The following is a 24,881-nucleotide window of genomic DNA, read 5'->3' on the forward strand; positions in this document are numbered from 1 at the left end:
CCCTACCTTTACTTGTGACTGATCTTGAAAAGAACGAGTAAGTAAAACTTACTCAAGTTCTGCCATCAGTTTAACCAGATGCTCAACCGCTTTTTGCTCGTCTTCGCCTTCAGCGGTCAACGTCACAACAGTACCTTGAGTCAGGCCCAAAGTTTGCAGTTTGAACAGGCTTTTCGCGCTAGCGCTTTTGCCGTTAGAAGTCACAGTGATTTCAGAAGAGAAGCCTTTTGCTTCTTTCACAAACTGAGCAGCAGGGCGGGTATGCAGACCGTTCGGAGCGGTAATGGTAACTTCTTGCTGGAACATTGTATTTCCCCAACTTATAGGTTTAGTGTTGTGGAACTAAAGTCTAGCCTGGCGGCATGACTTTAGCCTGTATTGTTAGCGCCGGCGCAACGGGACAAACTACAGAAGCCTGCCTGGCGCAACCAAACGCTGGCGCTTCTGGCTGCTGACGTTTCGCTCGTCATTAAACATTATGCAGCGAAAGGCAGAATTGAACCAAATCATAAAATCGATTCAGCTTGATGAAATCTTGCCTTCGATTAATTTCGCGCATCAAAATAAATGTGATGGTTAAATACCAGACCAGGAGGTTTCAGGCAATGCCAGGTAGGACAAAAATTTGATATATGCCACAAAAAAGCACCGCAATGGGTGCTTTTTTATGCTGATTTAACAATCTGGCATCATTGTTGCAATTCTTTCTCTGTAAACAGATCGGCAAACAATGCGGTACTTAAATAACGCTCGCCAGAAGAAGGCAAAATCACCACGATATTCTTATTGGTAAAGGTTTCGTCTTCTTGTAATTTCAGCGCCGCCGCAACAGCAGCACCCGAAGAGATACCCGCCAGAATACCTTCTTCTTCCATCAGACGACGCGCAGTACTGATGGCTTCTTCGTTGGTGATTTTGACAACTTTATCGATCAGTTTCAAATCCAGGTTACCGGGAATAAAACCCGCGCCGATGCCCTGAATTTTATGTGGGCCTGGTTTTAGCTCTTCACCTGCCAGCGCCTGGGAAATAACCGGAGAATCCGTTGGTTCGACTGCGACGGTGATCAGGTCAGTTTTGCCTTTGGTATTTTTGATATAACGCGTTACGCCAGTCAGTGTACCGCCAGTGCCCACGCCGGAGATAAATACATCTACCTGACCATCGGTGTCTTCCCAGATTTCCGGGCCGGTGGTTTTTTCATGAATTTCCGGGTTAGCCGGATTACTGAATTGCTGCAACAGCAGGAATTTCGCTGGATCGCTGGCGACAATTTCTTCCGCTTTCTGGATCGCACCCTTCATGCCTTTTGCGCCTTCCGTCAGTACCAGGTTCGCACCTAATGCCTTCAGCAGTTTACGGCGTTCGATGCTCATGGTTTCTGGCATGGTCAGCGTCAGTTTGTAGCCGCGTGCAGCCGCTACATAGGCCAGCGCGATCCCGGTGTTGCCACTGGTTGGTTCAACCAGTTCTACGCCCGGTTTCAGCACCCCGCGTTTTTCGGCATCCCAAATCATATTGGCACCGATACGGCATTTTACGCTGAAGCTTGGGTTACGTGATTCGACCTTCGCCAGAATGCGGCCGTTACCGATGCGGTTCAGTCGAACCAGCGGCGTATGACCTATCGTCAACGAGTTGTCTTCAAAAATCTTACTCATAGCCCGTCCTTAACTGTATGAAATTTGGGAACCACCTCAGCATACGCACTTACTGTTGAGGGGGAAGTAAGGAAATCGCATATCTATATGCTGAGGCGAAATAATGCTAACCAGTATGGAATAAGAAACGGAATAATTCCTTACCGCCAAACTGCGTGTTTTTCCCGGTAGCAATCGACCCACATCGCCGTCGCGCCACATACTGCTACTGGCATCACCACCAGATTCAGCACTGGAATCATCGTAAACAGGCTGGTGAGCGCACCAAATTGCATATTAATAACCTTACGTTCGCGTAAGGAAACGCGCATCGCTTTAAACGGCACTTTGTGGTTATCAAACGGGTAGTCGCAATACTGGATAGCCAGCATCCATGCACTGAACAGGAACCACAGCACCGGGGCGACGGTTTGCCCAATCCCGGGAATAAAATAGAGCACCAGCAACAGCAAGGCGCGGGGCAGATACCAGGCCAGTTTTTGCCATTCGCGCTTCATTATGCGTGGCACATCTTTGAGCAACGCCAAAACGCCGACGTCGGGCGGTGTCGCGCCGGTGAGACGTGCTTCCAGTTGTTCTGCCAGCAAGCCGTTAAAGGGTGCAGCAATCCAATTCGCAAGGGTTGAGAAGAAGTAGCCGAACACCAATAGAATTGAGACAACGGCAATGGGCCACAGTAAATAGCTAAGCCATTGCAGCCAGTCCGGCACATGGTTCATCAGCGAAGGGATCCAACCATCGAGGCGGGTAAACAGCCACCAGAACGCGCCGCCCATCAGCAAAATATTCACCATTAACGGCAAGATCACAAAGCGGCGAATGCCTGGCAGTGTGACCAGTTTCCAACCCTGGGAAAAGTAAAACATGCCACTGCGAGCAGCAGACGGGGATGATGAAACCATAATCTGGTCATACTCCTATCATTACGACCTAAAACTGCAGCTTATAATATTCATCATACGGGGGAAACCCGTTCGGAAATGTTCGAAAAAACAGCAAAAAGCACAATTTCGTTCATCTTTATGCTGTGAAAGACACGCGCGCACTTGCACTTGACGTAATGCGCAAATACTCTTAGTGAGTAAATGTTTGCCGTGGTGGCAAGGTGTTAGAACAACAGAGAATATAATGATGCAGGATTTGCGTCTGATATTAATCATTGTTGGCGCGATCGCCATAATTGCTTTGCTGGTTCATGGGTTTTGGACCAGTCGCAAAGAACGTTCGTCTATGTTCCGGGATCGCCCATTAAAACGTATGAAGTCGAGACGTGACGACGAAGAGTTGGATGACGAGGATGTCGAAGACGACGAAGGCGTAGGTGAAGTTCGTGTTCACAAAGTGAATCATGCGCCGGGAGTCAGTAACGAGCAGGACACGCCGCGTCAGCACCAATATCAGCCGCCTTATGCGTCGGCACAGCCACGCCCGTCGGCACAGCCACGCCCGTCGGCACAGCCGGTTCAACCTGAAGAGCCGCCACACCACGCGCAGCAGCCTTATTCACAGCAGCAGCCGGAACGCCCTGCGCAAGCACCTGCATTTGAAACGCAGCCGGTGCGCCATACCCCGCAACAGCCTGTAGCGCCGCAGCAGCCTGCGCCACAGTATCAATCGCAACCTGAAATTGCGCAGCCAGCGCCTCAGCCGGAACCTGAACCGGTTGTCGAAGCGCCGGTGGAAAAACCGCAGCGTAAAGAAACCGTGATTATCATGAACGTTGCTGCACACCATGGCAGCACGTTGAATGGTGAAGTGCTACTGAATAGCATTTTGCAGGCCGGGTTTAAATTCGGCGATATGAGCATTTTTCATCGTCATCTTAGCCCGGACGGCAGTGGCCCGGCGCTTTTCAGCCTTGCCAATATGGTCAATCCCGGCACGTTTGATGTCGATACGATGAGCGAGATGGCAACGCCTGGCGTCACCATCTTTATGCAGGTGCCGTCTTATGGCGACGAGCTGCAAAACTTTAAACTGATGCTGCAATCAGCGCAGCATATCGCCGACGAAGTAGGTGGCGTGGTGCTGGACGATCAGCGTCGGATGATGACGCCGCAGAAATTACGTGAATACCAGGATCGTATTCGCGAGGTCAAAGACGCCAACGCGTAACGGAACCACGAACATTATTTCCTTTCAGAACCCCCGCCAGTCGGGGGTTTTTTATCATTGATGGTGCGATATGGACTCAATTGAACAACAACTGACAGAACTGCGAACCAGCCTTCGCCATCATGAATATCTGTACCATGTTATGGACGCACCGGAGATCCCGGACGCCGAGTACGATCGTCTGATGCGTGAACTGCGTGAACTCGAAGCGCAGCGCCCGGATTTAGTGACACCGGATTCGCCGACGCAGCGTGTTGGCGCAGCACCGCTTACCGCTTTTAGCCAGATACGCCATGAAGTGCCGATGCTGTCGCTGGACAACGTGTTTGACGAAGAGAGTTTCCTCGCTTTTAACAAACGTGTGCAGGACAGGCTGAAAAGCACCGACGCGCTCACCTACTGCTGCGAGCTAAAGCTGGATGGCCTGGCGGTCAGTATTCTCTACGAAAACGGTGTGCTGATGCGTGCGGCAACGCGCGGTGATGGCACCACCGGAGAGGATATCACCACCAACGTGCGCACTATCCGCGCCATCCCGCTCAAGCTGCACGGCGACAATATCCCCGCCCGCCTTGAAGTGCGTGGTGAAGTGTTTTTGCCGCAATCGGGATTTGAAAAAATCAACGAAGATGCGCGGCGTACCGGTGCGAAAGTGTTTGCCAATCCGCGTAACGCTGCGGCAGGCTCCTTGCGCCAGCTCGATCCGCGTATCACCGCCAAACGCCCGTTAACCTTCTTCTGTTACGGCATCGGCATTCTCGAAGGGGGTGAACTGCCGCGTAGTCATCTGGGGCGTTTGCAGCAGTTCAAAACCTGGGGGCTGCCGGTGAGTGACCGCATACGTTTATGCAGCACGCCGGAAGAGGTGCTGGCCTTCTACCACCAGGTTGAGGCCGATCGCCCAACGCTTGGTTTTGATATTGATGGTGTGGTGATTAAGGTCGACTCGCTTGATTTACAGGAACAGCTGGGCTTTGTCGCCCGCGCGCCACGCTGGGCGGTTGCTTTCAAATTCCCGGCGCAGGAACAGATGACCTTTGTGCGTGATGTGGAGTTCCAGGTTGGGCGGACCGGTGCGATTACGCCTGTCGCCAGGCTTGAGCCGGTACACGTTGCCGGGGTGCTGGTCAGTAACGCAACGCTCCACAACGCTGATGAGATTGACCGCCTTGGCCTGCGTATTGGCGACAAAGTGGTGATTCGCCGCGCCGGGGATGTGATCCCGCAGGTGGTCAATGTGGTACTTTCTGAGCGTCCGCAGGAAACCCGAGAAGTGCTTTTCCCGACGCACTGTCCTGTGTGCGGTTCTGATGTTGAGCGTGTTGAAGGCGAAGCCGTTGCTCGCTGTACCGGCGGATTAATCTGTGGCGCGCAACGTAAAGAGTCGCTTAAGCATTTTGTCTCTCGTCGTGCAATGGATGTTGATGGCATGGGCGATAAGATAATCGACCAACTGGTTGAAAAAGAGTATGTCCACACGCCGGCGGATCTGTTCCGCCTTACGGCCGGTAAACTCACCGGGTTAGATCGTATGGGGCCGAAATCGGCGCAAAACGTGGTCAATGCGCTGGAGAAAGCCAAAGAGACAACTTTTGCCCGTTTCCTCTATGCGCTTGGTATTCGCGAGGTTGGCGAAGCCACGGCGGCCGGTCTGGCGGCTTACTTTGGTACGCTGGAGGCGCTGATGGCCGCAAGCGTTGACGAGCTGCAAAAAGTGCCTGATGTCGGGGTTGTCGTGGCGAAGCACGTGGATAACTTCTTCAATGAAGAGAGCAACCGCGAGGTTATCCGCCAGTTAGTCGAGGATGTAGGTATTCACTGGCCTGCGCCGGTTGTCGTCAAAGCCGAAGAGATCGACAGTCCGTTTGCCGGCAAAACCATCGTGCTGACCGGTAGCCTGAGCCAGCTTTCGCGCGATGACGCCAAAGCACGTTTAACGGCGTTAGGCGCAAAAGTGGCGGGCAGCGTGTCGAAGAAAACGGATCTGGTGATTGCCGGGGAAGCGGCAGGCTCTAAGCTTGCGAAGGCGCAGGAGCTGGGGATTGAAGTGATCGACGAAGCCGAGATGATTCGCCTGCTGGGAGCGTAAATGGAAAAGGAACAGCTCGTCGAGATTGCTAACACCGTTATGCCGTTTGGTAAGTACCAGGGGCGGCGGCTTATCGATCTGCCTGAAGAGTATCTGCTATGGTTTGCCCGGAAGGATTCGTTTCCTGCCGGGCGGCTGGGCGAGTTGATGCAGATAACCTTGCTTATCAAAACCGAAGGGCTGAGTCATCTGGTGCAGCCTCTGAAACGCGGTTAGGCTTTCGCCGCTTCCTGCGCCTGCTGTTGCTCCGTTTGACGTTTATAGCGACGCGCCAGCACGGCGCAGACCATTAACTGAATCTGATGGAAAATCATCAGCGGCAGCACCATCATCCCGATCACCGACGTCGGGAACAGGATGTTGGCCATAGGGATACCGTTGGCGAGGCTCTTTTTCGAACCGCAGAAAACAATAGTGATTTCATCGGCTTTGTTGAACCCGCACTTACGCGCAACAACCACGTTTACCGCGATGACAATCGCCAGCAGCACCAGGCTCGCCACCACGATAAACAACAGTGAGCCGACGCCCACTTTATGCCAAATACCGTTCACCACCGCTTCGCTAAAGGCGGAGTAAACCACCAGCAGAATCGACGTCTGGTCGGTTTTTGAAATCCACTTCTTATGTTTCGCCACAAAGGCACCGGTCCACGGACGTGAAAGGTGCCCCAGCACAAACGGCAGCAGCAGTTGCAGCATGATCTTGCCCACTTGCTCAAGGCTACCTTCTGCACCGTGCAGGTCCATCAGTAGGCCAACCAGCAGCGGCGACAGAAAGATGCCGAGTAAGCTGGAAGCCGATGCTGAGCACACCGCCGCTGCGACATTACCGCCCGCCAGCGAGGTAAAGGCGATAGCTGATTGAACGGTCGCAGGCAGAATGCACAGATAAAGGAAACCGGTATACAGTTCCTGGCTGATATTCACCGGCGACCACCAGACAAACAACACGCCGAGCGCCGGGAAAAGCACAAATGTGCTGCACATTACCCAAAGATGTAAACGCCAGTGGCTACCGCCAGCGATGATCGCCTCACGTGACAACTTTGCCCCATGCATAAAAAACAACAGCGCAATAGCGGCGGTAGTCAGCCCTTCGAAAAACGGCACAAAACCGCCGCGCGCCGGGAAGAAAGAGGCCAGCAGAACGGTACACACCAGCGTGAGCGTAAAAGGATCAAGGATACGAAAAAGTTTCATGTGCACTCCTGAAAGTCGATGCCGCTATTGTGCTTTTTCTGCTTTGAGAAATAAAATTGATTTATTGCATCCATTCATGAATTTATAAGATGAATTATTCCTTACGTCAGTTACGGGTCTTTGTCACAGTGGCGCAGGCCAAAAGTTTTAGCCGGGCAGGGGAGATAATCGGCCTCAGCCAGTCTGCGGTAAGCCACAGCGTGAAAGAGCTGGAGCTGCAAACCGGTGTGCGTCTGCTTGACCGAACGACCCGCGAAGTGGTGTTGACCGAAGCCGGGCACCAACTTGCCGGACGCCTTGAGCGGCTATTAGATGAGCTTAGCAGCACACTGCGTGAAGCCGGGCGTGTCGGGCAGCAACTGACTGGCACGGTGCGCGTGGCGGCGAGCCAGACCATTTCGGCGCACCTGATCCCGCAGTGCATCGCCAGCAGTAACCAGCGCTATCCCGAAATTGATTTCGTGCTGCACGATAGGCCGCAGCAATGGGTGCTGGAGAGCATTCGCCAGGGCGAGGTGGATTTTGGCATTGTTATCGATCCTGGTCCGGTGAATGATTTTCAGAGCGAGGAGATCCTCGAGGAACCGTTCTTTTTGCTGTGCCGCAATGATCATCAGTGGGCGCAGCTTGCGGAGGTGCCGTGGTCGGCGCTGGATGGCGCGCGACTGGTGGTGCAGGATTATGCATCCGGCAGCCGACCGCTTATTGATGCGGCGCTCCGCCATTTTGCCGTACGCGCGACAATCGTGCAGGAGATTGGCCATCCGGCGACGCTGTTTCCAATGGTTGAAGCGGGGATCGGCATCAGTATTCTGCCTGCACTCGCGTTGCCGCTGCCTCAGGGGAGTGAGCTGGCGGTAAAAAGGCTGGTGCCGGATATGCAGCGCAAAATTATGCTGGTGCGGCGGAAAAACCGTTCGCTATCGGGGGCTGCGCAGGCATTGTGGGAAGTGGTCAGAGAACAGGCCCGGTGTTTAAACCAGGCCCGTGAGGACGACCCGTTATTTACTCAGACGTAAATATCAACCTGATGATCGTCGGAAGGGTTGTTAACCCCTTCCGCTTTGGCTTGCGGTTGCTGCTGGGCTTGCTTCTGCTCTGCTTCCTCAGCCTGTTTGCGCTGCAATTGTGCCAGCTGCGCTTGCAGTTGTTGGATTTGAGCCTGAATCATCTCTTGCTGTTTCTTTTTGTCTTCGGTCGAACCGCTACCGTTAGCGACTTCTTTCAGCTGTTGCGTCAGCTTGGTGATCTTCTGAGTAATGCGGCTGATTTGCGATGCGGTGTCGTTGCTGGTGGACGATGAACTGCCCGCGCTGCCAGTTTGAATTGACGCTGTGGTTGTCGAGATTGTGGTCATTGCACACTCCTTTTTGCCATAAAACATTGTTATCGGCCGTCATCATCTATTTCTTGAATTGTCTTAATCGAATGGCCGTTCGGCGGGCATCATATCCGGACATTAAGGATAAATTATGGATAAGCGTTACCGTTTTATTCTTTGAAAATAATAGGGTTTTATTCGTTTCCCTATTGCTGTCAGAGTGGGTTTAATGGCTAACCCAACAGGAATTTAAGCGTTTATATGCTGACCTAGTGGAAATTTCGTGGTGGGAAAAATTCATTGGTTTACTGGTCGCATAACTTGAGTCGCGCGGTTGGTGATCAATAGATTTCAACTGAAGGCCGGAATGGGCAGACAAAGGGTAAATCGCAGATAGCAAAAAAGCGCCGCCAGCGCCATTTTTACATTGGTGGGTCGTGCAGGACGACTCGCTTTGCTCGCCCTTCGGGCCGTCGCCACAGGCAGCTCCGTTGTCTCACTGCGTTCGACTCGAACCTGCTGCAGGTTCGAATCTTCAACTTGAGCAGATAGCAAAAAAGCGCCTTTAGGGCGCTTTTTTACATTGGTGGGTCGTGCAGGATTCGAACCTGCGACCAATTGATTAAAAGTCAACTGCTCTACCAACTGAGCTAACGACCCGAAGTGGTGGGTGATGACGGGATCGAACCGCCGACCCCCTCCTTGTAAGGGAGGTGCTCTCCCAGCTGAGCTAATCACCCACTTCGGTACTTCAACTGATAAGAATTCGCTGGCGAGAAAGTGGTGGGTAATGACGGGATCGAACCGCCGACCCCCTCCTTGTAAGGGAGGTGCTCTCCCAGCTGAGCTAATCACCCACTTCTCATTCTTATCTACACTGCGGAAGCCACAAAAAATCGTGGTGGGTGATGACGGGATCGAACCGCCGACCCCCTCCTTGTAAGGGAGGTGCTCTCCCAGCTGAGCTAATCACCCCCGCTGTGTGGAGTCGCATTATAGGGAGAGTTGAAAATGAGTCAACGCATTTTCAAAAGAAATTGTTCGTTCGTCGTAAAATTAGACAACCCGCTGCGTAAAGCGTCGCGAGAGCATGATTTCTAAACAAAATAGCCTGATAAACCCCTCATTGCGGCAACAACATTGAGGAATCAGCCCACAGTGATAGAATATCGCCCACTTCATTTTAGCTATTGCCGACGGTCGGCATCTTTATAAACGTAAGGCCATTTCATGAAAATCAAAACTCGCTTCGCGCCAAGCCCCACCGGCTATCTGCATGTTGGCGGCGCGCGCACTGCTCTTTACTCCTGGCTATTTGCACGTAATCACGGCGGTGAGTTTGTGCTGCGTATTGAAGACACCGATCTCGAGCGCTCCACGCCGGAAGCAATTGAAGCCATCATGGATGGCATGAACTGGCTGAATCTGGAGTGGGACGAAGGCCCGTATTTCCAGACCAAACGCTTTGATCGCTATAACGCGGTTATCGACGAGATGCTCAAAGCCGGTACCGCCTATAAATGTTACTGCTCGAAAGAACGCCTTGAGCAACTGCGCGAAACGCAGATGGCAAACAATGAAAAACCGCGTTATGACGGCCGTTGCCGCCACGATCACTCGCATCATGCTGATGATGAGCCGTGTGTGGTGCGTTTTGCCAACCCGCAGGATGGTTCTGTTATTTTTGACGATCAGATTCGTGGCCCGATTGAGTTCAGCAACCTCGAACTCGACGATCTGATTATTCGCCGTACTGATGGCTCGCCGACCTATAACTTCTGCGTTGTGGTGGATGACTGGGATATGGAAATTACCCACGTTATCCGTGGTGAAGACCATATCAACAACACGCCGCGTCAGATCAACATCCTGAAAGCGCTGAACGCGCCGGTTCCGGTTTATGCGCACGTGTCGATGATCAACGGCGACGACGGTAAAAAGCTCTCTAAACGCCATGGTGCGGTCAGCGTAATGCAGTATCGCGATGACGGTTACCTGCCGGAAGCGCTGCTTAACTATCTGGTGCGCCTGGGCTGGTCAAGCGGCGATCAGGAGATCTTCTCCCGTGAAGAGATGATCAAGCTGTTCTCACTCGGCGCGGTAAGCAAATCGGCGAGCGCGTTCAACACAGACAAGCTGCTGTGGCTGAACCACCACTATATTAATACGCTGGATCCCGAGTATGTGGCGACGCACCTGCAGTGGCACATCGAGCAGGAAAACATCGATACCCATACCGGCCCGCAGCTGTTTGAGTTAGTGAAGCTGCTCGGCGAGCGTTGCAAAACGCTGAAAGAGATGGCGGCAAGCTGCCGTTATTTCTATGAAGAGTTTGACGAATTCGACGCCGATGCGGCGAAAAAACACCTGCGTCCGGTTGCGCGTCAGCCGCTGGAAGTGGTGCGTGACAAACTGGCTGCCATCACCGACTGGACGGCGGAAAATGTTCATCACGCGATTCAGGCGACCGCCGATGAGCTGGAAGTGGGTATGGGTAAAGTTGGTATGCCGCTGCGCGTTGCCGTGACCGGCGCAGGTCAGTCGCCAGCGCTGGACGTCACCGTTCACGCCATTGGCCAGGCGCGCAGCATCGCGCGTATCAACAAAGCGCTGGGTTTTATTGCTGAGCGCGAAAGCCAACAGTAATTTTTGCCTGCTGTAAAAAAAGCCGCCTTCAATGAAGGCGGCTTTTTTATGTCTGTCGGCTTGCTACGTAATGATTATTCAGCCGCTTACGCTTAATTAACGGGCAACTACAAAGCGTTTGGCGTCATCCATAAAGGCTTTATCGCCGGCCTGCGCCACGATAGAACCGAAGTTCATATGGCCGCGCAGTTTCCAGTTCGCCGGAATGCCCCAGGTGCGCTGCACATCGGCGTCAACCAGCGGGTTGTAGTGTTGCAGGTTCGCGCCAATGCCTTTCTCGGCAAGCGCCAGCCACACAGCGTACTGTGCAATACCGGAGCTGTGTTCAGACCATACCGGGAAGTTATCTGCGTAAGCCGCAAACTGCTCCTGCAAACCTTTCACCACATCCTGATCTTCAAAGAACAGCACTGAACCTGCCGCTGCGGCAAAGCCGTCCAGCTTGTCGGACGTGGCTTTAAAGCTCTCTTCCGGCACGATCTTTCTCAGTTGTTCACGCGTCAGCTCCCAGAACTGCACATGTTCTTTACCTAACAGGATCAGCGCACGGGAACTCTGTGAGTTAAACGCCGAAGGTGCCTGGCGAATCGCTTCTTTGATGGTTTCAATGACGACATCTTCTGCCACCGGCAGATCTTTACCCAGGGCGTAAATGGTGCGGCGTTGTTTTGCTAAAGCGAGAAAATTGTCTGACATGATCACTCCTGAAGTTGGCTGCACGTCCGCTACGTTGTTACCCGCGGACTGTGGAAACAAAGCGCTAAAAAGTTTCTGTAATGGGTTCATGGTTAACCTGGCCTGCAACGAAAGTTTTGATTAATTTTACGGCCAACCTGCGGGCCAGTTACGTTCGTAATGGGCTGTTTTGCCCGAATAGGAGGAATGATAGGCCTGTGATGGCAAAAGAAAAAGCTGAACTATTTGCGCGTAGTGTTCAAAAAATTAGAACGACTATTGAATAGTTATTTAGGGTGAAGGCGGGCGTGTTCCCCACCGTACAAGCACAGGGAAGGGGAACGTTGCGTTTTTAGACGGCGAGCCAGCGCTTCCAGATAAAGCGCACCACAAAAAACTCCACCGTGCCGAGCAACAAAAACCACAAGCAGTAAAGAATGATGTAAAGCTGGGTTAGATCGAGCAGATGAAAACGCTGTACCAGACTTTGCGCCAGTTGCAACCCTGGCGCAGGCGCGGGAAGCAGCAGCACGGAAAGAAAGGCCATCAGCAGAATGCCTGCCAGCGTAAGCAGCGGTTCTAACGAGTGTTTCATAAAGTGTTAATCGATGGTGAAAAGCCGCATTGTCGGGGAAAGCTGCGCGCTGTGCAACGTTCCCCGACAGGCATTTACGCGACGACGAAGCGGTCAACCAGCGTCGACATGGTTTCCGATTGTTGATCCAGCATTTGGCTGGCGGTCGCTGCACTGGCGACCAGCCCGGCATTTTGCTGGGTTACCTGCTCAAGTTGGTTCAATGCTTGATGCACCTGCGATACACCCAGCGACTGTTCGCTCGCCGCGCGGGCAATGTCGCTGACAAACGCCAGCATCTGCCCGGTATGGTCTTTTGCCGATTGCAGCGCGCGGTCAGAAGCCTGCACCAGCGTGACGCCTTGCTGGATCTGCTCCATGTTTTTGCTCACCAGTTCGCGGATCTGATGGGCGTCATTGGCGCACCGTTGCGAAAGGTTACGGACTTCGCTCGCCACCACGGCGAAACCTTTGCCCAGTTCACCGGCGCGTGCGGCTTCCACTGCCGCATTCAGCGCCAGCAGGTTGGTCTGGAAGGATATTTCGTCAATCGAGCTAACAATATTCGAGATCTGCTCGCTGGAGCCGCGAATGGCAATCATGCTCTGGCTGGCTTCACCCGCCACCCGGCTTGCTTCCTGCACTTGCTGTTCCATCTCTTGCGTTAGCCGTTTGGCTTCATTGGCGTTATCCGCCGTCTGGTTCACCGCGGTTGCGATCTGTTCCATGCTGGCTGCTGTTTCCACCAACGATGCGGCTTGTTCATCCGTCCGTGAGGCCAGATCCTGGTTACCGCTGGCAATCTCGGAACTGGCGCCGCGCAGCACGCCCGCGCCGTGTTTTATCTCGCTCACAATATGCTGAATATTCTCGATGGCCTGGTTGTAAGCACGGTTCAGCAAAGACAACTCATCGCTGCCCGGCACATCCAGCCGCTGGGTGAGATCGCCGTCCATCCCCTCAATGGTTGCCAGTGAATGATGCAACTGGCGATGGATACTGCTGGCGACCAGCAGGGCGAAGAACAGTGCGATCACCAGGGCTGCAATGCTTATCACCGCAAAAACAATCACATCACGCCAGGCGTTATCCGCCAGACCTTTTGCCGTCTGCAACAGGGTGTTTGCCGCGGCATCTTCCACGGATTTCAGCGTATTGATACGCGCAGTCTGGGCGTTAAACCAGTCGGTTGGGGCGATGCCAAAACCCCCCGTCGCTACGTGATCAATCGCCTGCTGGCGCATCTCAAGCGCGCGCGTTACTTCTGGGGTTTGCAGTTGCGCCGCCAGTCTTTCATTGACGGCGGCAGTGCTGAACGCGCGCGTAGCCGCCAGCCAGGAAAGCTGCTTACCTACCACTTCATTTAGCTGGCGGAACTGCCCGTCGGTAAACCGATCGGCGGAAAACACGTTAGACATCAACGCACGTTCAACGCCGGTTTGCTCTTTGGCATTCAGCACGCTGTAATATGCCGCCAGTTGATTCACAATTTCGCCGTTATCGGTCAACTGACTAATACCGCCCACCACATTGAGCAAATCGCTAATAATGGTGCTGTACCAGGTCAGCGATTCTGTGCCGCTAACGCTCAGGGCGTGAATTTGTTGTCGAAAATCCGTTATGCCTTGTTGATGCTGATGGAATTGCTCGAGAGCGCGACGAATATCGTTATTCGCCCGCTGGAGTGGGAATTGTTTTAACGCCTCGGCTAATTGGCTCAGGGCTTTATCAGAGAGAATATATTGCGCAGATAATTCAGCGTTAAATTGCTGGCCTTTACTGCCGATATATCCTGCACTCATGCCGCGCTCTTTTTGTAATTCATGAATAACGCCACCGGCATTTTTCGCCAGATCCGTTAATGACATGATGGTGCGCATCTGCTGGCCTGTTTCCACACGCGCCAGAATGCCGCTGGTTGCTAACCATATAAGGGCAAACAATAAAGGCAGTAAAGCCAGTAGTAATTTAAATTTCATTGATAAACGGTAAATCCATCTCATACAAATGCCTCATTTTCTCGTTTGCTTTAATTCGTTATCGGAGTAGAGGGCGAGGTCTTTATTTCTAACACAGGGCTTGTTGATATTTATCAATTCTGTCAAATTCATCTACCACTTAGTGGTTATTATCTTGAGTAATAAGAAAAAAATAACCTGCTGATTCGCAGGTTATTTAAGTTGTGGTTAAGAATAATAACTAAAAAATTAACTCTTTATCCCGCCGCCCAAATCTCAGCGTGTTTTTGCATTAACCCAATTAGCGAGCCACCATCGGCGATGAATTCACGCATCATCTGTGCTTCGCTTTTACCGCGTTTCACCACGTTTGCCAGTTCACCCAGTGCGCTGCTCGCATTGAGTTTATCTGCCGACGGCGCGAGCTTCTCCAGCAGGCGAGTGAGATCCTCGGCGATGGTGTATTGCTCACCGGTATGCACATCGGTAATCACGCCCTCCAGCCCGTAACGGCAGGCCTGGAAACGGTTGAATTTATACAGTAAATAATCCTGCGGCTGGTGTTTAAACGGCCGCTCGGCCAGCAGCCAGTGCGACAGCGCCTGGATAAACCCGGCAACATTAATCGCATGCGACAGGGTAAGTGGCGTGTCCATGACTCGCACTTCAACGGTGCCAAAATGTGGGCTCGGGCGAATATCCCAGTGCAAGTCTTTGATGCTTTCAATCATCGAGGTGTAACTCAGGCGGCGAAACAACCCTTCAAATTCCTGCCAGTTCGCCACCCACGGCATCGGGCCATTATCAGGGAAGGCAGAGAAAATGTTCAGACGCGACGACGCGTAGCGGGTATCGGTGCCCTGGATATAGGGCGAGGCGGCGCTGAGCGCAATAAAGTGCGGCACAAAACGCGAAAGACCATGCAGCAAATAGATCGCGTCGTCGCCATTGGTGCAGCCAACATGCACGTGCTGACCAAACACCGTCGCCTGTTGCATCAAATAACCAAACGTCTCCAGCGTGCGGCTATAACGCTCATCGTTGCAGATCTCCTGGCGTTGCCATTTCTGAAAAGGGTGAGTGCCGCCGCCGCATATCTGCACATGGTGCTCAGATGCCGCCTGCAAAATCACATGCTGCATAGCGGAAAACTGATGTGCTGCCTGATTAATATCCCGGCACACGCCGGTGGCAATCTCCAGCATACTTTCGGTGATGTCATGTTTGACCTCACCGGCACTTATCTGGTGTTTTACCGCGTCGATCAGGCGCGAAGAGTCCTGGCTCAAATCGTAACCCGGCGGGTTAACAACCTGTAACTCCAGTTCAATGCCGAGCGTAAACGGTTCGGAAACATGAAAATCTGGCAGTGGCATAGTGTCCTCGCGAGAAAAGGGTTTGCTTCAGTATGGAAGCGATTAATCATTCCTTCCTGCGAGGCGGCGACAACCGCTCAAAATATCAACACAGCTGCGCCAACTGACCGCGCAACACCTCCACGCCAGGCGCAATCGCATCCGGGTTGATGGCGTGAAACCCCATGCGAAAGAAGTTATCCGGCGGTGCGGCGTCAAGAAAATGCCGTGCGCCCGGCTCAATCAACACGCCCGCATGGGCGGCGCGCCAGGTCAGTTGCTGGGTGTTGATTTGCTCTGGCGTGCGCAGCCAGAAGGCGTTGGCATGTTCGCTACCTTGCATCAACTGACACTCCGGCAGAAACGTGTGTAGCGCGTTATGCAGACAATCCCAACGGCGGGCAGAGTCTTCGTGGTAGCGGCGCAAATGGGTTTCGTAATGCCCCTGAGCCAGAAAATGCGCCATCTGGTATTGAATATTGGTTGGCGGATGGCGGTACACCAGGCGGCGCAATGCCCGCGCTTCGTCAATGATTTCCGGCGCGGCGACCATGTACCCCAGCCGCAAACCCGGCGACAACGCTTTTGACAAGCTGCTGACATAAATCACCCGCCCGCTGCGATCGCTGGCTTTCAGCGCGGGCAGTGGGTTTTGCATAAAGTTGCTTTCCGAGTCGTAATCATCCTCAATCACCACCGCATCGTGGCGAGCGGCGTAATCGAGCAACTGCGTACGACGCGCTTTGCTCATCGTCACGCCGGTCGGTACCTGGTGGCCCGGCGTCACATAGTAGTAGTCGCAAGGCGTTTCGTTGAGCACCAGCCCTTCGCTGTCAACATCGTGCGGCACGATTTGCGGCTCGCTTAATAAGAAGGTGTTAATGGCTTCGCGAAAACCAGGATTCTCCACCGCCACGCGGGTTGTGGGCGACATCAGCAGGCGCGTCAGTAGATAGAGGGCGTTTTGCGAGCCGAGTGTAATCAGGATCTCATCGGGTGCGGCAACGATGCCGCGTTTCGGCAACACGCGGGTACGGATCTGCTCAATCAACATCGGCACATCCTGATCAATATGATCGATCACCCACGCCGGGTCGCGCACCCCGCCGTGCAACCAGTTTGCCGCCGCACGCCAGCTGGCAAGCGGGAACTGCTGGGTATAGGGCTGACCGTAGATAAAGGGGTAGCGGTAGTGCATCCAGCCCGCTGGTTTAAGAATTGACTCCTGTTGGCTGGGCGTAATTTTCAGGCGGTTGCCCCAGAGTGGTGCAGCGCTCTCGCATTCAGGTGCAGGCGGCGTCGGGTTTTGCCCGCAGCGGTAGTAATCCGGGTGCAGGTAGTAACCGCTGCGCGGGCGGCTAACCAGATAGCCTTCGTTGACCAGGCCTTCAAACACCAACGCGGTGGTATTGCGTGAAACATTAAGCTGGCTGGCAAGCTGGCGGCAAGAGGGCAGCGCGGTATCCGCCGGGAAAATCCCGCTCAGAATGGCGTTGATCAAACATTCGCGGACTTGCTCCTGCAACCCGCGTTGGCCGTCAAAATTCACATTCAACAGGTGACGAATCATGCAGCACTCCTTCGGATATATCGCGTTATGCAATGGAGCAAATTCCATACCAGCTTCCTGTTAACTGACACACCCATTCGCCAGAACTGGCTCTATTCACAAAAGCGCAAGCCTCCCTATTGTAAAAACGCAGTCATGAAAAACACACGATGTCGTGTTTCGGCATATATCTTGCAACGCTTCCGGCACACCTGGGATATACCGGTCTGGCACATTAAATAAGGGTGGAGAGATGAAAAACGTATTCGGCAAATATTGTCTTGCAGCCATGATCTCTTTGGCATTTTCCTTACACGCAGTCGCAGCGGATTTACCTGAAATTGAAAAATCCGGCACCATGAAAGTGGCGACCGAAGACGATTACGCGCCATTCAATTTTATGAATAATGGCCAGACGGATGGTTTTAATAAGGATATGCTTGAGGAATTACGCAAGTACGCAAAATTCAATATTAACCAAAGTATTTTACCGTGGACGGGGTTACTCGCTGCGGTTTCCACTGGCCAATATGATATGGCACTCACCGGTGCAGTTATTACCGATGAACGCCTCAATGTCTTTAATTTCACCCCGCCATGGGCCTCCGCGCAGCACTATTTTGTAAAACGCGCCGACGATAAAACCTTAAATAGCATTGCCGATCTCAGCGGTAAAAAAGTGGGCGTACAGGCAGGCAGCGCGCTGTTGGCACGTTTGCCGGAGCTGAAAGCGATGCTGGAGAAAGTGGGCGGAAAACTCGGGCCAGTGGTCGAGTACCAATCCTACCCGGAAGCCTACGCCGATCTGGCGAACAAGCGTGTTGATTACGTGATTAACGTGGTGATTTCCGTCAACGATCTGGTGAAAGCCAAACCGAAAGTCTTCGCCAAAGGTCTGGCGGTTTCCGGGCCGGGTTACATGGCGTGGCCAATCCCGAAAAACTCACCAGAACTGCTGAAATTTATGACCGGTTTTATGAACCATATGACTGAAACCGGCAAGCTTACAGAACTGCAGAAAAAGTGGTTTGGCGAAACCTACGAGCTGCCGAAAGAGCCGATCACCAACGCCGATCAGTTCCACAAGTTAGCCGGTTTTTAAGTGTTCTGCGGCGGGCAACCGCCGCCCGTTTTAACAGGAGGGAACATGGACTTAATCTCATGGCAGTTATTGATTGAAGGCGCATGGACGACCCTCTGGATCTCTGGTGTGGCGATTGCGTTCGGGGTAGTCATCGGTCTGGTTATTGCGTTTATTCGCATGATGAAGATCCCCTTTATTGATCAGTTTTTGGTGGTCTACATCAGCCTGGCGCGGGCTACGCCGCTGGTAACGCTGGTGCTGTTTCTGTTTTTATCCCTGCCAACGCTCGGCATTAACCTGGATAAAACGCTGGCGGCGATTGTCGCGCTGACGCTGAACACCTCGGCGTTTAACGCGGAAATCTGGCGCAACGCTTTTCGTAATTTCCCCCGTGAACAGCGGGAAGCGGCGGAATCGGTAGGCATGCGGCGCTGGACCTATTTCCGCCACATTATGTTGCCGCAAATGTGGATTGAAAGCCTGCCTGCGCTGGTCAATGAGATGTCGTTTTTGATCAAAGGCAGCCCGGCAATTGCGGTGATTGGCGTGGTGGATTTAACGCGCGTCACTAACCGGATCTCATCGGTAACGTATGAACCGCTGTCGCCGATCCTCGCCGCGGCGCTGTTGTATGTGATGATCATCGGCCTGCTGCTGAAATTACAGGGCGTAGCCGAACGCAAAGCGAAGCGCCTGGCGCGATAAAAGGCGGAGGAATTATGAATCAGTGGGGAATTATTTGGGCTGCGCGTGAGAGTTTTTTCAACGGGCTACTGGCGACTCTGGAGCTGTTTATTGTCGCTGCCGTTATTGGGTTATTGATTGGCGTGGTTTTTTGCTATGTGATGGAATATCAGAACCGTTTTATTCATCGCCTGATTATTGCTTTTGTCAGCCTGATGCGCGCCGTGCCATTTTTGATTCTGGCATATCTGCTTTATTACGGTTTGCCGCAGTTAGGTATCAGCATGGATGCCTGGACCGCAGGGTTACTCGCGTTGGTGATTTATCACGGTGCCTATTTCTTCGAAATATTGCGTAGCCAGCGAAGAATATTCTCTTCCGGCTATATTGAAGCTGCCGTATCGCAAGGTTTTTCCCGTTATAAAATTTTCCTGCGTATTATTTTGCCAAATATTGTCTCTTCCGCGCTGCCCTTACTGGGCAACCAGCTAATTATTTGCCTGAAGGACACGGCGTTTCTGTGCATTATTACCGTGCAGGAGATCACCGCCGCTGCCAATAGCGTGCAGTCGACCTATTTTATTCCGTTTAACGCCTTTATTGTCGCCATTGCGCTGTACTGGGGCATCAGCATTCTGCTCGAACTGCTGATTAAACGGTTAAGTCATTACGGAGCGAAAAGAGGAATGACCCATGCCTGAAGCAAGCGCGGTAAGCATTAAAAATCTGTCCAAACAGTTTGATAACGTGGAAGTCCTGCGCGATATCAACCTGACGGTGCAGAAGGGCACGGTGGTCAGTATTCTGGGCTCGTCCGGCTCGGGCAAGTCGACGTTGTTACGCTGCATGAACTGGCTGGAACAACCGGATCGCGGAGAAGTGCGCATCAGCGGGAAACGTATTGGTGTGGATGAAAAAACTGGCAAAGCGATGTCGCATAAAGATCTTTCGCACATCCGTGAACGTGTCGGCATGGTGTTCCAGAGCTTTAATCTGTGGCCGCATTTATCGGTGCTGCACAATGTCAGCGAAGCGCTGGTGCATGTGAAGGGAATGAAGCGTGAACAGGCGAATGAAATAGCCCACCGGCAACTGAAAAAAGTGGGTATGGACCATAAAGCCGATGTCTATCCGATAACGCTTTCCGGCGGGCAGAAACAGCGCGTGGCAATTGCCCGTTCGCTGGCGATGTCGCCGGAGGTGATCCTATTTGATGAACCGACCTCCGCACTGGACCCGGAACTGGTTAACGAAGTGCTGGGGGTAATGAAAGATCTGGCGGCGGAGGGCTACACCATGGTGGTGGTGACGCACGAGATGGACTTCGCCCGCCAGGTATCGGATGAAGTGGTGTTTCTGGAAAAAGGGCTGCTAATTGAGAAAGCACCGCCGGAGAAATTTTTCACCAACCCGGATTCGGACAGGGTGAGAAAGTTTTTGCAATCCAGCCGGTGAGGGCAGTGATTCAGAACCGAAAAAACAGACCGCTAATCGGTATTTTCGCGCGGTGCCGCACGTTGAAACATCCGACAGACAACTTTTACAGGCGGAGCTCAGGCTCCGCTTTTTTGTCTATAGAAAACCCCCTGCCAGGCTGGGGGTTGCGGAAAGCTTTCAGCTTTAAGCCAGTTATTTACCTAATGACAGGGAGTTGTCTATGGAGATCAGCCCGACAGCGTGGCAAGTCATCTTCACTATTTCTGCGATACCTGCGCCTGAGTCGCTGTATGTGAGAACGTTGCCCGGTAAGTGGAGTCTCACCGGGCCCGGTATTAAAGCTCGATAACGTCATTCCCTTGTTTTAACCAGCGCGGTGCTTTTAGTGTATCGGCAAAAAACGCCACCAGCATATAGAGCAAATCCCGCAGTACGCTTTCGGATGCAGGCGCAAGCGTGTTGCTCATCAGTAATTGCGTTAGCACCTGGCAATAGCGGCACAACTGGTCGGATTCAGGTTCAAATGAGGGAACATACGCAGGAATATTCTCTACGGTCAGGCTGGCTTTCAACGCCTGCGGAACAGGTTCGAGAAGCGTCGGTTGCAACAGAGCAAGGCAGGCGGAAAGCCTGCCGCAAAGCGCCATTTTTTGCTGTGGTTCGCCGCATTCCGCCAGCACTTCCGCAAAACGCTCGCAGTTATCAGCAAGCTCGGTGAAATCGGTCGCGTGATTGAACGGTGAAGTCAATAACGCCTGAGTCAGGGTTGGGGTAGTAGCCATAAGGCAGCCTCCGATAAGTGATAAAAACACCACCACCGGAAATGCTAATTTCATGGGTGGCGGGCTGAACGGAGTTAGCATTACCGGCCTTATCGGAAACCGGCGCACCTTGCGGTGCCCCCGCTCAGCCCACCATTGAGATGTGGCAGAGCACACGACAGAAAATGTCGCCGATAAGGTTAATCAGGATGCTAAACCCGACGCCTGATTTTGCAGGCGCGGAGAGAACATATGACTAACACGTACAAGCGGCAAGGGATTATAGCTAACCTGATGAAGGGATTACCATTCCTGGAAGCAGCTTCGCAAAACTTTTGTTTTTTAGTGAAAGAATGAAAAGCACGTGCGAGCCATATCGCGGGACGTCGTTCCTGCCGCGATAAAGGATTTTTATAAGCAGCGATATTACAGCGGCGGGGTTGTGTCCCCGCTGAAATCGGCGAGCCGGAGCACCGACGACAAGGTCTGGGCGCCAGGGATGGCGACCAGAGGCGAAACGAGACAGGACGTCGAGTCGAGCCGGCCGAAGTCGGAGATGCGGGAGGTGAGCGCAGTGCGAAGCACCGATTTCCCGCGGGGCCGCGGGGATTGAAAAGGGGGGGCGCGGCAAGCTCCCCTTTTCCCGTTCACATGCGGTGATGTTCAGGTGTCTGCCGAATGTCTGGTGAACGGAACAATTCCACAATGCCAATGAGTGGAACAATTCCTCAGAGGCAAACATTCCACAATGCCAAACCATTCCACCAAACACCGTCGAAATCTCCATCTCCCTCAATGCTGAACATTTTCCGATGAAAGCCCTATTTTCACCTGCGGACGAAAAAAATCCTCATGCAGCGCCACCTGATTACGCCCGCGCTTTTTCGCGTGATACAGCGCTGCATCGGCTGTGCAATACAGCGTTTCGAAATCGCTGTCTTTATGCCCCAGGCTGACGCCAAAACTGGCGGTCACCCGTTGCTGGGGTAATACCTCAAGCGGCGAGGCGTTCAGCGAAGAGTGAATATAACTGGCCGTGATCATCGCCTCTTCAACACGCGCTTTTGGCAGCACAATGGTGAATTCCTCACCGCCGACGCGACCAATCGCCGCGCTTTGTGGTACCGCACGGCGAATACGCGCCACCAATGCGCAAATCACGCGGTCGCCCATTGGGTGACCATATTCATCATTAATGCGTTTGAAATGATCAATATCGAGCAGGATCAGCGCCACATGGCCTGTCGTCAGACCCTGGTTAATGTGATTAATGATCGCGCTGCGGTTAAACACTGCAGTCAGCGGGTCGTGCGTCGCCTCATATTCAAGGCGTGCCGCCAGTTGTTGCAACTGCTCATTCATACGGTTCAGTTCGCGCTCTGCGCGGTCACTGCGCGAAATCAGACGATACGATTCACGAATTAAGCGCTGGTAGTTTTTCGCCAGCGCCCACAATTTTTCACGGCAGGCATCCGCCGTTAGCCTGTCGTCGGCAGCGGCCAGACGAGCAGCTTCGAGGACGGAATAGTCCTCCTTGAATAGCTCATTGATATCTAGCATGCGTGAATGTCCGGGATCAGAAAAACGGTCAGCGACGGGAAATCAATGCGCAGCTCCTGGCCAAATTCCTCAGAAATATCGTCTTCCGCGTCATAGTACCAGTGCAGCTCACACGCAGCGCTGTCTCTGGCGTAATCATTCAGGCTTTCGAACAGCGTAAATAACAGCTTGGTGCTGGAGCTGTTGAAGTAGCTCAGTGCGACATGTAACTGGAGCGGCGCGTCCGTCTGTTGGCCACTCTGCAACCACCCTTCCAGCGCATCCATCAGCGGGCGGAAAAACGCGGCGGCATTTTCCGGGTAGGCTTCGCCTTTCAGTATCAGGCGCTGGGCGGCAAAATCAAACTTCACCTCCGGCGTTGCGGCGGTGGCGGGCAATTCAATAGCCGGCGTCAGTGTCATATCAGTCATGGCAGAACGTTGCCTTTAAGTGAAAGGCGGACAGAGAACTCGCCGCCAGAGGGTGAATGCGATATTCCAGCGGTAAGCTGGTATCCCGCGCCATGGTCAACAAACCGATGTTTGCGCCTTTACTGGTCGCCGGGGCTTCACTGCGCAGCCCCTGTTTCCAGGCATCGCGGATTTCCGCCTGCGACATACCGCGCAAGACATCGAGATTTGTCTGCAATAACGTGGAAGCTTCAGGCCCCACAAGATTTGCGGTTTCGAGGTAATAGTGGGTTTGATCCATATGAAAGCAGACCGAACCGAAGCGCAGCTCTTGCTGTTCCGTCGATAAATACCGGTCGTCTGAGGAATAGCGCACAATGTTTTGTCCCATCTCGATAAAAGCCGAGAATAGCTTTCTGCGCGTTACCGCTGAGGATTCGTGTTTATCCAGCCATGTACGAATGACTTCGCCCAGCGAAACAATATGCTGCTGGGAAAAATAGCCCGTATAAAAGAGTTCAACAGCGTTCTGTCGTTGCAGCGTGAAAAGGGGTAACAGAACGGCTTCTTTGACCTGCGGGTCGTTTATTTGCATGTTGTTCACCAGCGAAAACCAAACCACGTCATGTCATCGCGCGACGCTTGCTGCCCCTGCCAGGCTTTCAACGCCGCGAGCAGGGCGTCAGAAAGCGCAGGCATCGGCAGCGTGCGGTTCTGTGCTAACAGTGACTGAATACGTTTTTTGCCAAACATGACATTGCGCGGGCCGCCTGGTTGGTCGGTCGCGCCATCAGAAACAATCAAAAACGTGTCGCCGCGGCGCAGTGGTGCCTGATAGCGCTGCCACTGGTAGTCCACCGGCGTGTCGGTGTAGCCGATGCCTTTGCGGCAACTCGCAAGCATCGCTGTATTGTCCGTTTCCGCGCTGAGCACAAAAGCGTGCATACGGGCGCTCGCCCAACTGACCTGCTCATTTTGCGTATCGACAAACAGAACAATGGCGTCACATCCATCGTTGGACTGGCTGCGATCGGCAGAAGGATGCACCTGGCTGAGCGTCTGTTTGATATGTTGGTTAATCAGGCTGAGCAGTTGCTCCGGCGAGTTCGCAGGTGCGAGGCTGAGCGCTTTTTCCAGCGCCGAGGAGAAAATAAACGTCATAAACGCGCCGGGAACGCCGTGCCCGGTGCAGTCTGCCAGCACCATCAGCCAGCCATTTTCCACGCGCTGAAAAGCATAGATATCGCCGCCAACACAGTCGCGTGGGTGCCAGTGCAGGCACCAATCTTCAAGTGTTTTTTCAATGGTGTTGCGCGAGCGGCTCAGCATTGACTCCTGAATAATGCGCGCGTATTCAAGGCTTTGCATAATTTGCAGATGCTGTTTGGCCTGTAAATCAGATACTGTGCGGATAAGGTCAATGCCCAGGCCAATACCGATGTATTGCCCCTGCTGGGTGAGAATAAACCCTTCGGTGACGGCTTTATCGCCGGTTTCAATCACCCGCTCGGACAGGTATTCGAGACCGGAATCGGCATCGACAATCAACGGGTTTTTATCCATAAACGCGATGCAGCTTTTCTGATCATACAGTTCATGGAAAAACGGACGGCTCATCTGCGACAGAAAAATATGCCGGTTAATCATGCCAATAGGGCGGTTATTTTCCAGCACTGGCAGGCCAATCAATGCTTTATGTTCACTGAATAACGACATGACCTGTACGTTATTGGTATCTGGCGTCACGTGCGGGACGGTAAGGCGCAAGATACCAGCGTTAAGCTGTCGCGAAGAGAGCGGTATATCCATGGTTCAAACAGC

24 protein-coding genes, 4 tRNA genes, 1 other RNA gene and 1 pseudogene are annotated in these 24,881 nt (G+C 53.0%); 9 read left to right on the forward strand and 21 right to left on the reverse strand.

Annotated elements, in window-relative coordinates; genetic code table 11:
- Nucleotides 1-48: 48 nt before the first annotated feature.
- From ptsH to cysZ, 3 genes are all read right to left on the reverse strand, one after another.
- Nucleotides 49-306: a phosphocarrier protein Hpr gene (gene ptsH, locus ACFX4O_RS17080; protein ID WP_007370907.1), complete on the reverse strand. Its 258-nt coding sequence runs from the start codon at nt 304-306 to the stop codon at nt 49-51.
- A gap of 383 nt (nt 307-689) precedes the next feature.
- Nucleotides 690-1,661 (reverse strand): cysteine synthase A, encoded by a 972-nt coding sequence (gene cysK, locus ACFX4O_RS17085; RefSeq protein WP_017458913.1) that lies wholly within the window; start codon nt 1,659-1,661, stop codon nt 690-692.
- A 140-nt stretch (nt 1,662-1,801) separates the two neighbouring features.
- Nucleotides 1,802-2,563 carry a sulfate transporter CysZ gene (cysZ, locus tag ACFX4O_RS17090; RefSeq protein WP_380210010.1) on the reverse strand — a complete coding sequence of 254 codons (762 nt, stop codon included), beginning with the start codon at nt 2,561-2,563 and terminating at the stop codon, nt 1,802-1,804.
- Between the two features lie 226 nt (nt 2,564-2,789).
- Between cysZ and zipA the strand changes: the two genes are divergently transcribed.
- The 3 genes from zipA (at nt 2,790) to ACFX4O_RS17105 (ending at nt 6,081) form a co-directional block, all read left to right on the forward strand.
- Complete coding sequence (gene zipA / locus ACFX4O_RS17095; protein WP_380210012.1) at nt 2,790-3,776, forward strand: cell division protein ZipA; 987 nt, start codon at nt 2,790-2,792, stop codon at nt 3,774-3,776.
- Between the two features lie 70 nt (nt 3,777-3,846).
- Nucleotides 3,847-5,865, forward strand: coding sequence for an NAD-dependent DNA ligase LigA (gene ligA, locus ACFX4O_RS17100; protein ID WP_380210014.1), 2,019 nt, complete (start codon nt 3,847-3,849; stop codon nt 5,863-5,865).
- Nucleotides 5,866-6,081: a DUF3820 family protein gene (locus ACFX4O_RS17105; protein WP_065370407.1), complete on the forward strand. Its 216-nt coding sequence runs from the start codon at nt 5,866-5,868 to the stop codon at nt 6,079-6,081.
- Here the strand turns inward: ACFX4O_RS17105 and ACFX4O_RS17110 are convergent.
- Complete coding sequence (locus ACFX4O_RS17110) at nt 6,078-7,067, reverse strand: bile acid:sodium symporter family protein (RefSeq protein ID WP_380210016.1); 990 nt, start codon at nt 7,065-7,067, stop codon at nt 6,078-6,080. The genes ACFX4O_RS17105 and ACFX4O_RS17110 overlap by 4 nt on opposite strands.
- Before the next feature lie 89 nt (nt 7,068-7,156).
- On the opposite strand from ACFX4O_RS17110, the gene ACFX4O_RS17115 reads away from it, so the two are divergent.
- The gene (locus tag ACFX4O_RS17115) at nt 7,157-8,086 is read left to right on the forward strand and encodes a LysR family transcriptional regulator (RefSeq protein WP_380210018.1); all 930 of its coding nucleotides are present in this window, start codon (nt 7,157-7,159) and stop codon (nt 8,084-8,086) included.
- Here ACFX4O_RS17115 and ACFX4O_RS17120 read toward each other — a convergent pair.
- The 6 genes from ACFX4O_RS17120 to ACFX4O_RS17145 all read right to left on the reverse strand — a co-directional run bounded on the left by ACFX4O_RS17120 (nt 8,077) and on the right by ACFX4O_RS17145 (nt 9,363).
- Nucleotides 8,077-8,424 (reverse strand): FlxA-like family protein, encoded by a 348-nt coding sequence (locus ACFX4O_RS17120; protein ID WP_131406629.1) that lies wholly within the window; start codon nt 8,422-8,424, stop codon nt 8,077-8,079. The two genes, ACFX4O_RS17115 and ACFX4O_RS17120, sit on opposite strands and share 10 nt — an antisense overlap.
- Nucleotides 8,425-8,816: 392 nt before the next feature.
- Nucleotides 8,817-8,941, reverse strand: a non-coding RNA gene (locus tag ACFX4O_RS17125) — RtT sRNA.
- A gap of 31 nt (nt 8,942-8,972) precedes the next feature.
- A tRNA-Lys gene (locus tag ACFX4O_RS17130) sits at nt 8,973-9,048 on the reverse strand.
- A 4-nt stretch (nt 9,049-9,052) separates the two neighbouring features.
- A tRNA-Val gene (locus tag ACFX4O_RS17135) sits at nt 9,053-9,128 on the reverse strand.
- Nucleotides 9,129-9,169: 41 nt separating this feature from the next.
- Nucleotides 9,170-9,245 (reverse strand) — tRNA-Val (locus ACFX4O_RS17140).
- Between the two features lie 42 nt (nt 9,246-9,287).
- A tRNA-Val gene (locus tag ACFX4O_RS17145) sits at nt 9,288-9,363 on the reverse strand.
- Nucleotides 9,364-9,618: 255 nt separating this feature from the next.
- Between ACFX4O_RS17145 and gltX the strand changes: the two genes are divergently transcribed.
- Entirely contained in the window at nt 9,619-11,034 is a 1,416-nt protein-coding gene (gene gltX, locus ACFX4O_RS17150; protein ID WP_249881178.1) for a glutamate--tRNA ligase, read from the forward strand.
- 96 nt (nt 11,035-11,130) lie between these two features.
- Here gltX and ACFX4O_RS17155 read toward each other — a convergent pair whose 3' ends face one another.
- The 5 genes from ACFX4O_RS17155 to ACFX4O_RS17175 form a co-directional block, all read right to left on the reverse strand.
- Nucleotides 11,131-11,730 (reverse strand): nitroreductase family protein, encoded by a 600-nt coding sequence (locus ACFX4O_RS17155; protein ID WP_380210020.1) that lies wholly within the window; start codon nt 11,728-11,730, stop codon nt 11,131-11,133.
- Between the two features lie 331 nt (nt 11,731-12,061).
- Nucleotides 12,062-12,304, reverse strand: coding sequence for a DUF1158 family protein (locus ACFX4O_RS17160; RefSeq protein WP_131406635.1), 243 nt, complete (start codon nt 12,302-12,304; stop codon nt 12,062-12,064).
- A gap of 74 nt (nt 12,305-12,378) precedes the next feature.
- On the reverse strand, nt 12,379-14,286 hold the full coding sequence (locus tag ACFX4O_RS17165; protein WP_380210022.1) for a methyl-accepting chemotaxis protein: 1,908 nt from the start codon (nt 14,284-14,286) through the stop codon (nt 12,379-12,381).
- A gap of 212 nt (nt 14,287-14,498) precedes the next feature.
- Nucleotides 14,499-15,617, reverse strand: coding sequence for a YbdK family carboxylate-amine ligase (locus ACFX4O_RS17170; protein WP_380210024.1), 1,119 nt, complete (start codon nt 15,615-15,617; stop codon nt 14,499-14,501).
- A gap of 85 nt (nt 15,618-15,702) precedes the next feature.
- Nucleotides 15,703-17,166, reverse strand: coding sequence for a PLP-dependent aminotransferase family protein (locus ACFX4O_RS17175; RefSeq protein WP_380210026.1), 1,464 nt, complete (start codon nt 17,164-17,166; stop codon nt 15,703-15,705).
- Between the two features lie 232 nt (nt 17,167-17,398).
- Here ACFX4O_RS17175 and ACFX4O_RS17180 point away from each other — a divergent pair, with 232 nt between their 5' ends.
- Genes ACFX4O_RS17180 through ACFX4O_RS17195 form a run of 4 tightly spaced genes read left to right on the forward strand, consistent with a single transcriptional unit; the run spans nt 17,399 to nt 20,368 of the window.
- Nucleotides 17,399-18,247: a transporter substrate-binding domain-containing protein gene (locus ACFX4O_RS17180; protein WP_131406643.1), complete on the forward strand. Its 849-nt coding sequence runs from the start codon at nt 17,399-17,401 to the stop codon at nt 18,245-18,247.
- Between the two features lie 45 nt (nt 18,248-18,292).
- The gene (locus ACFX4O_RS17185) at nt 18,293-18,934 is read left to right on the forward strand and encodes an amino acid ABC transporter permease (RefSeq protein WP_131406644.1); all 642 of its coding nucleotides are present in this window, start codon (nt 18,293-18,295) and stop codon (nt 18,932-18,934) included.
- A 14-nt stretch (nt 18,935-18,948) separates the two neighbouring features.
- Complete coding sequence (locus tag ACFX4O_RS17190) at nt 18,949-19,614, forward strand: amino acid ABC transporter permease (RefSeq protein WP_380210029.1); 666 nt, start codon at nt 18,949-18,951, stop codon at nt 19,612-19,614.
- Nucleotides 19,607-20,368: an amino acid ABC transporter ATP-binding protein gene (locus tag ACFX4O_RS17195; RefSeq protein WP_131406648.1), complete on the forward strand. Its 762-nt coding sequence runs from the start codon at nt 19,607-19,609 to the stop codon at nt 20,366-20,368. The genes ACFX4O_RS17190 and ACFX4O_RS17195 overlap by 8 nt, the downstream gene beginning before the upstream one ends.
- A gap of 317 nt (nt 20,369-20,685) precedes the next feature.
- Here the strand turns inward: ACFX4O_RS17195 and ACFX4O_RS17200 are convergent, their stop codons facing one another.
- From ACFX4O_RS17200 to ACFX4O_RS17225, 6 genes and pseudogenes are all read right to left on the reverse strand, one after another.
- Nucleotides 20,686-21,099 carry a hypothetical protein gene (locus ACFX4O_RS17200; protein ID WP_380210076.1) on the reverse strand — a complete coding sequence of 138 codons (414 nt, stop codon included), beginning with the start codon at nt 21,097-21,099 and terminating at the stop codon, nt 20,686-20,688.
- A pseudogene (locus ACFX4O_RS17205) lies at nt 21,053-21,205 on the reverse strand (hypothetical protein); the annotation flags it as partial. The gene ACFX4O_RS17200 and the pseudogene ACFX4O_RS17205, both read right to left, overlap by 47 nt.
- Nucleotides 21,206-21,903: 698 nt before the next feature.
- Nucleotides 21,904-22,671: a GGDEF domain-containing protein gene (locus tag ACFX4O_RS17210; RefSeq protein ID WP_131406652.1), complete on the reverse strand. Its 768-nt coding sequence runs from the start codon at nt 22,669-22,671 to the stop codon at nt 21,904-21,906.
- Nucleotides 22,665-23,081 (reverse strand): DUF1987 domain-containing protein, encoded by a 417-nt coding sequence (locus tag ACFX4O_RS17215; RefSeq protein ID WP_380210031.1) that lies wholly within the window; start codon nt 23,079-23,081, stop codon nt 22,665-22,667. Before ACFX4O_RS17215 ends, ACFX4O_RS17210 begins: the two co-directional genes overlap by 7 nt.
- Complete coding sequence (locus ACFX4O_RS17220; protein ID WP_380210033.1) at nt 23,074-23,655, reverse strand: SiaB family protein kinase; 582 nt, start codon at nt 23,653-23,655, stop codon at nt 23,074-23,076. Before ACFX4O_RS17220 ends, ACFX4O_RS17215 begins: the two co-directional genes overlap by 8 nt.
- A gap of 5 nt (nt 23,656-23,660) precedes the next feature.
- Nucleotides 23,661-24,869: a SpoIIE family protein phosphatase gene (locus ACFX4O_RS17225; RefSeq protein WP_380210035.1), complete on the reverse strand. Its 1,209-nt coding sequence runs from the start codon at nt 24,867-24,869 to the stop codon at nt 23,661-23,663.
- Nucleotides 24,870-24,881 lie beyond the last annotated feature (12 nt).

It is taken from the genome of Kosakonia sp. YIM B13571 (assembly GCF_042788095.1).
Lineage (GTDB): Bacteria > Pseudomonadota > Gammaproteobacteria > Enterobacterales > Enterobacteriaceae > Kosakonia > Kosakonia quasisacchari.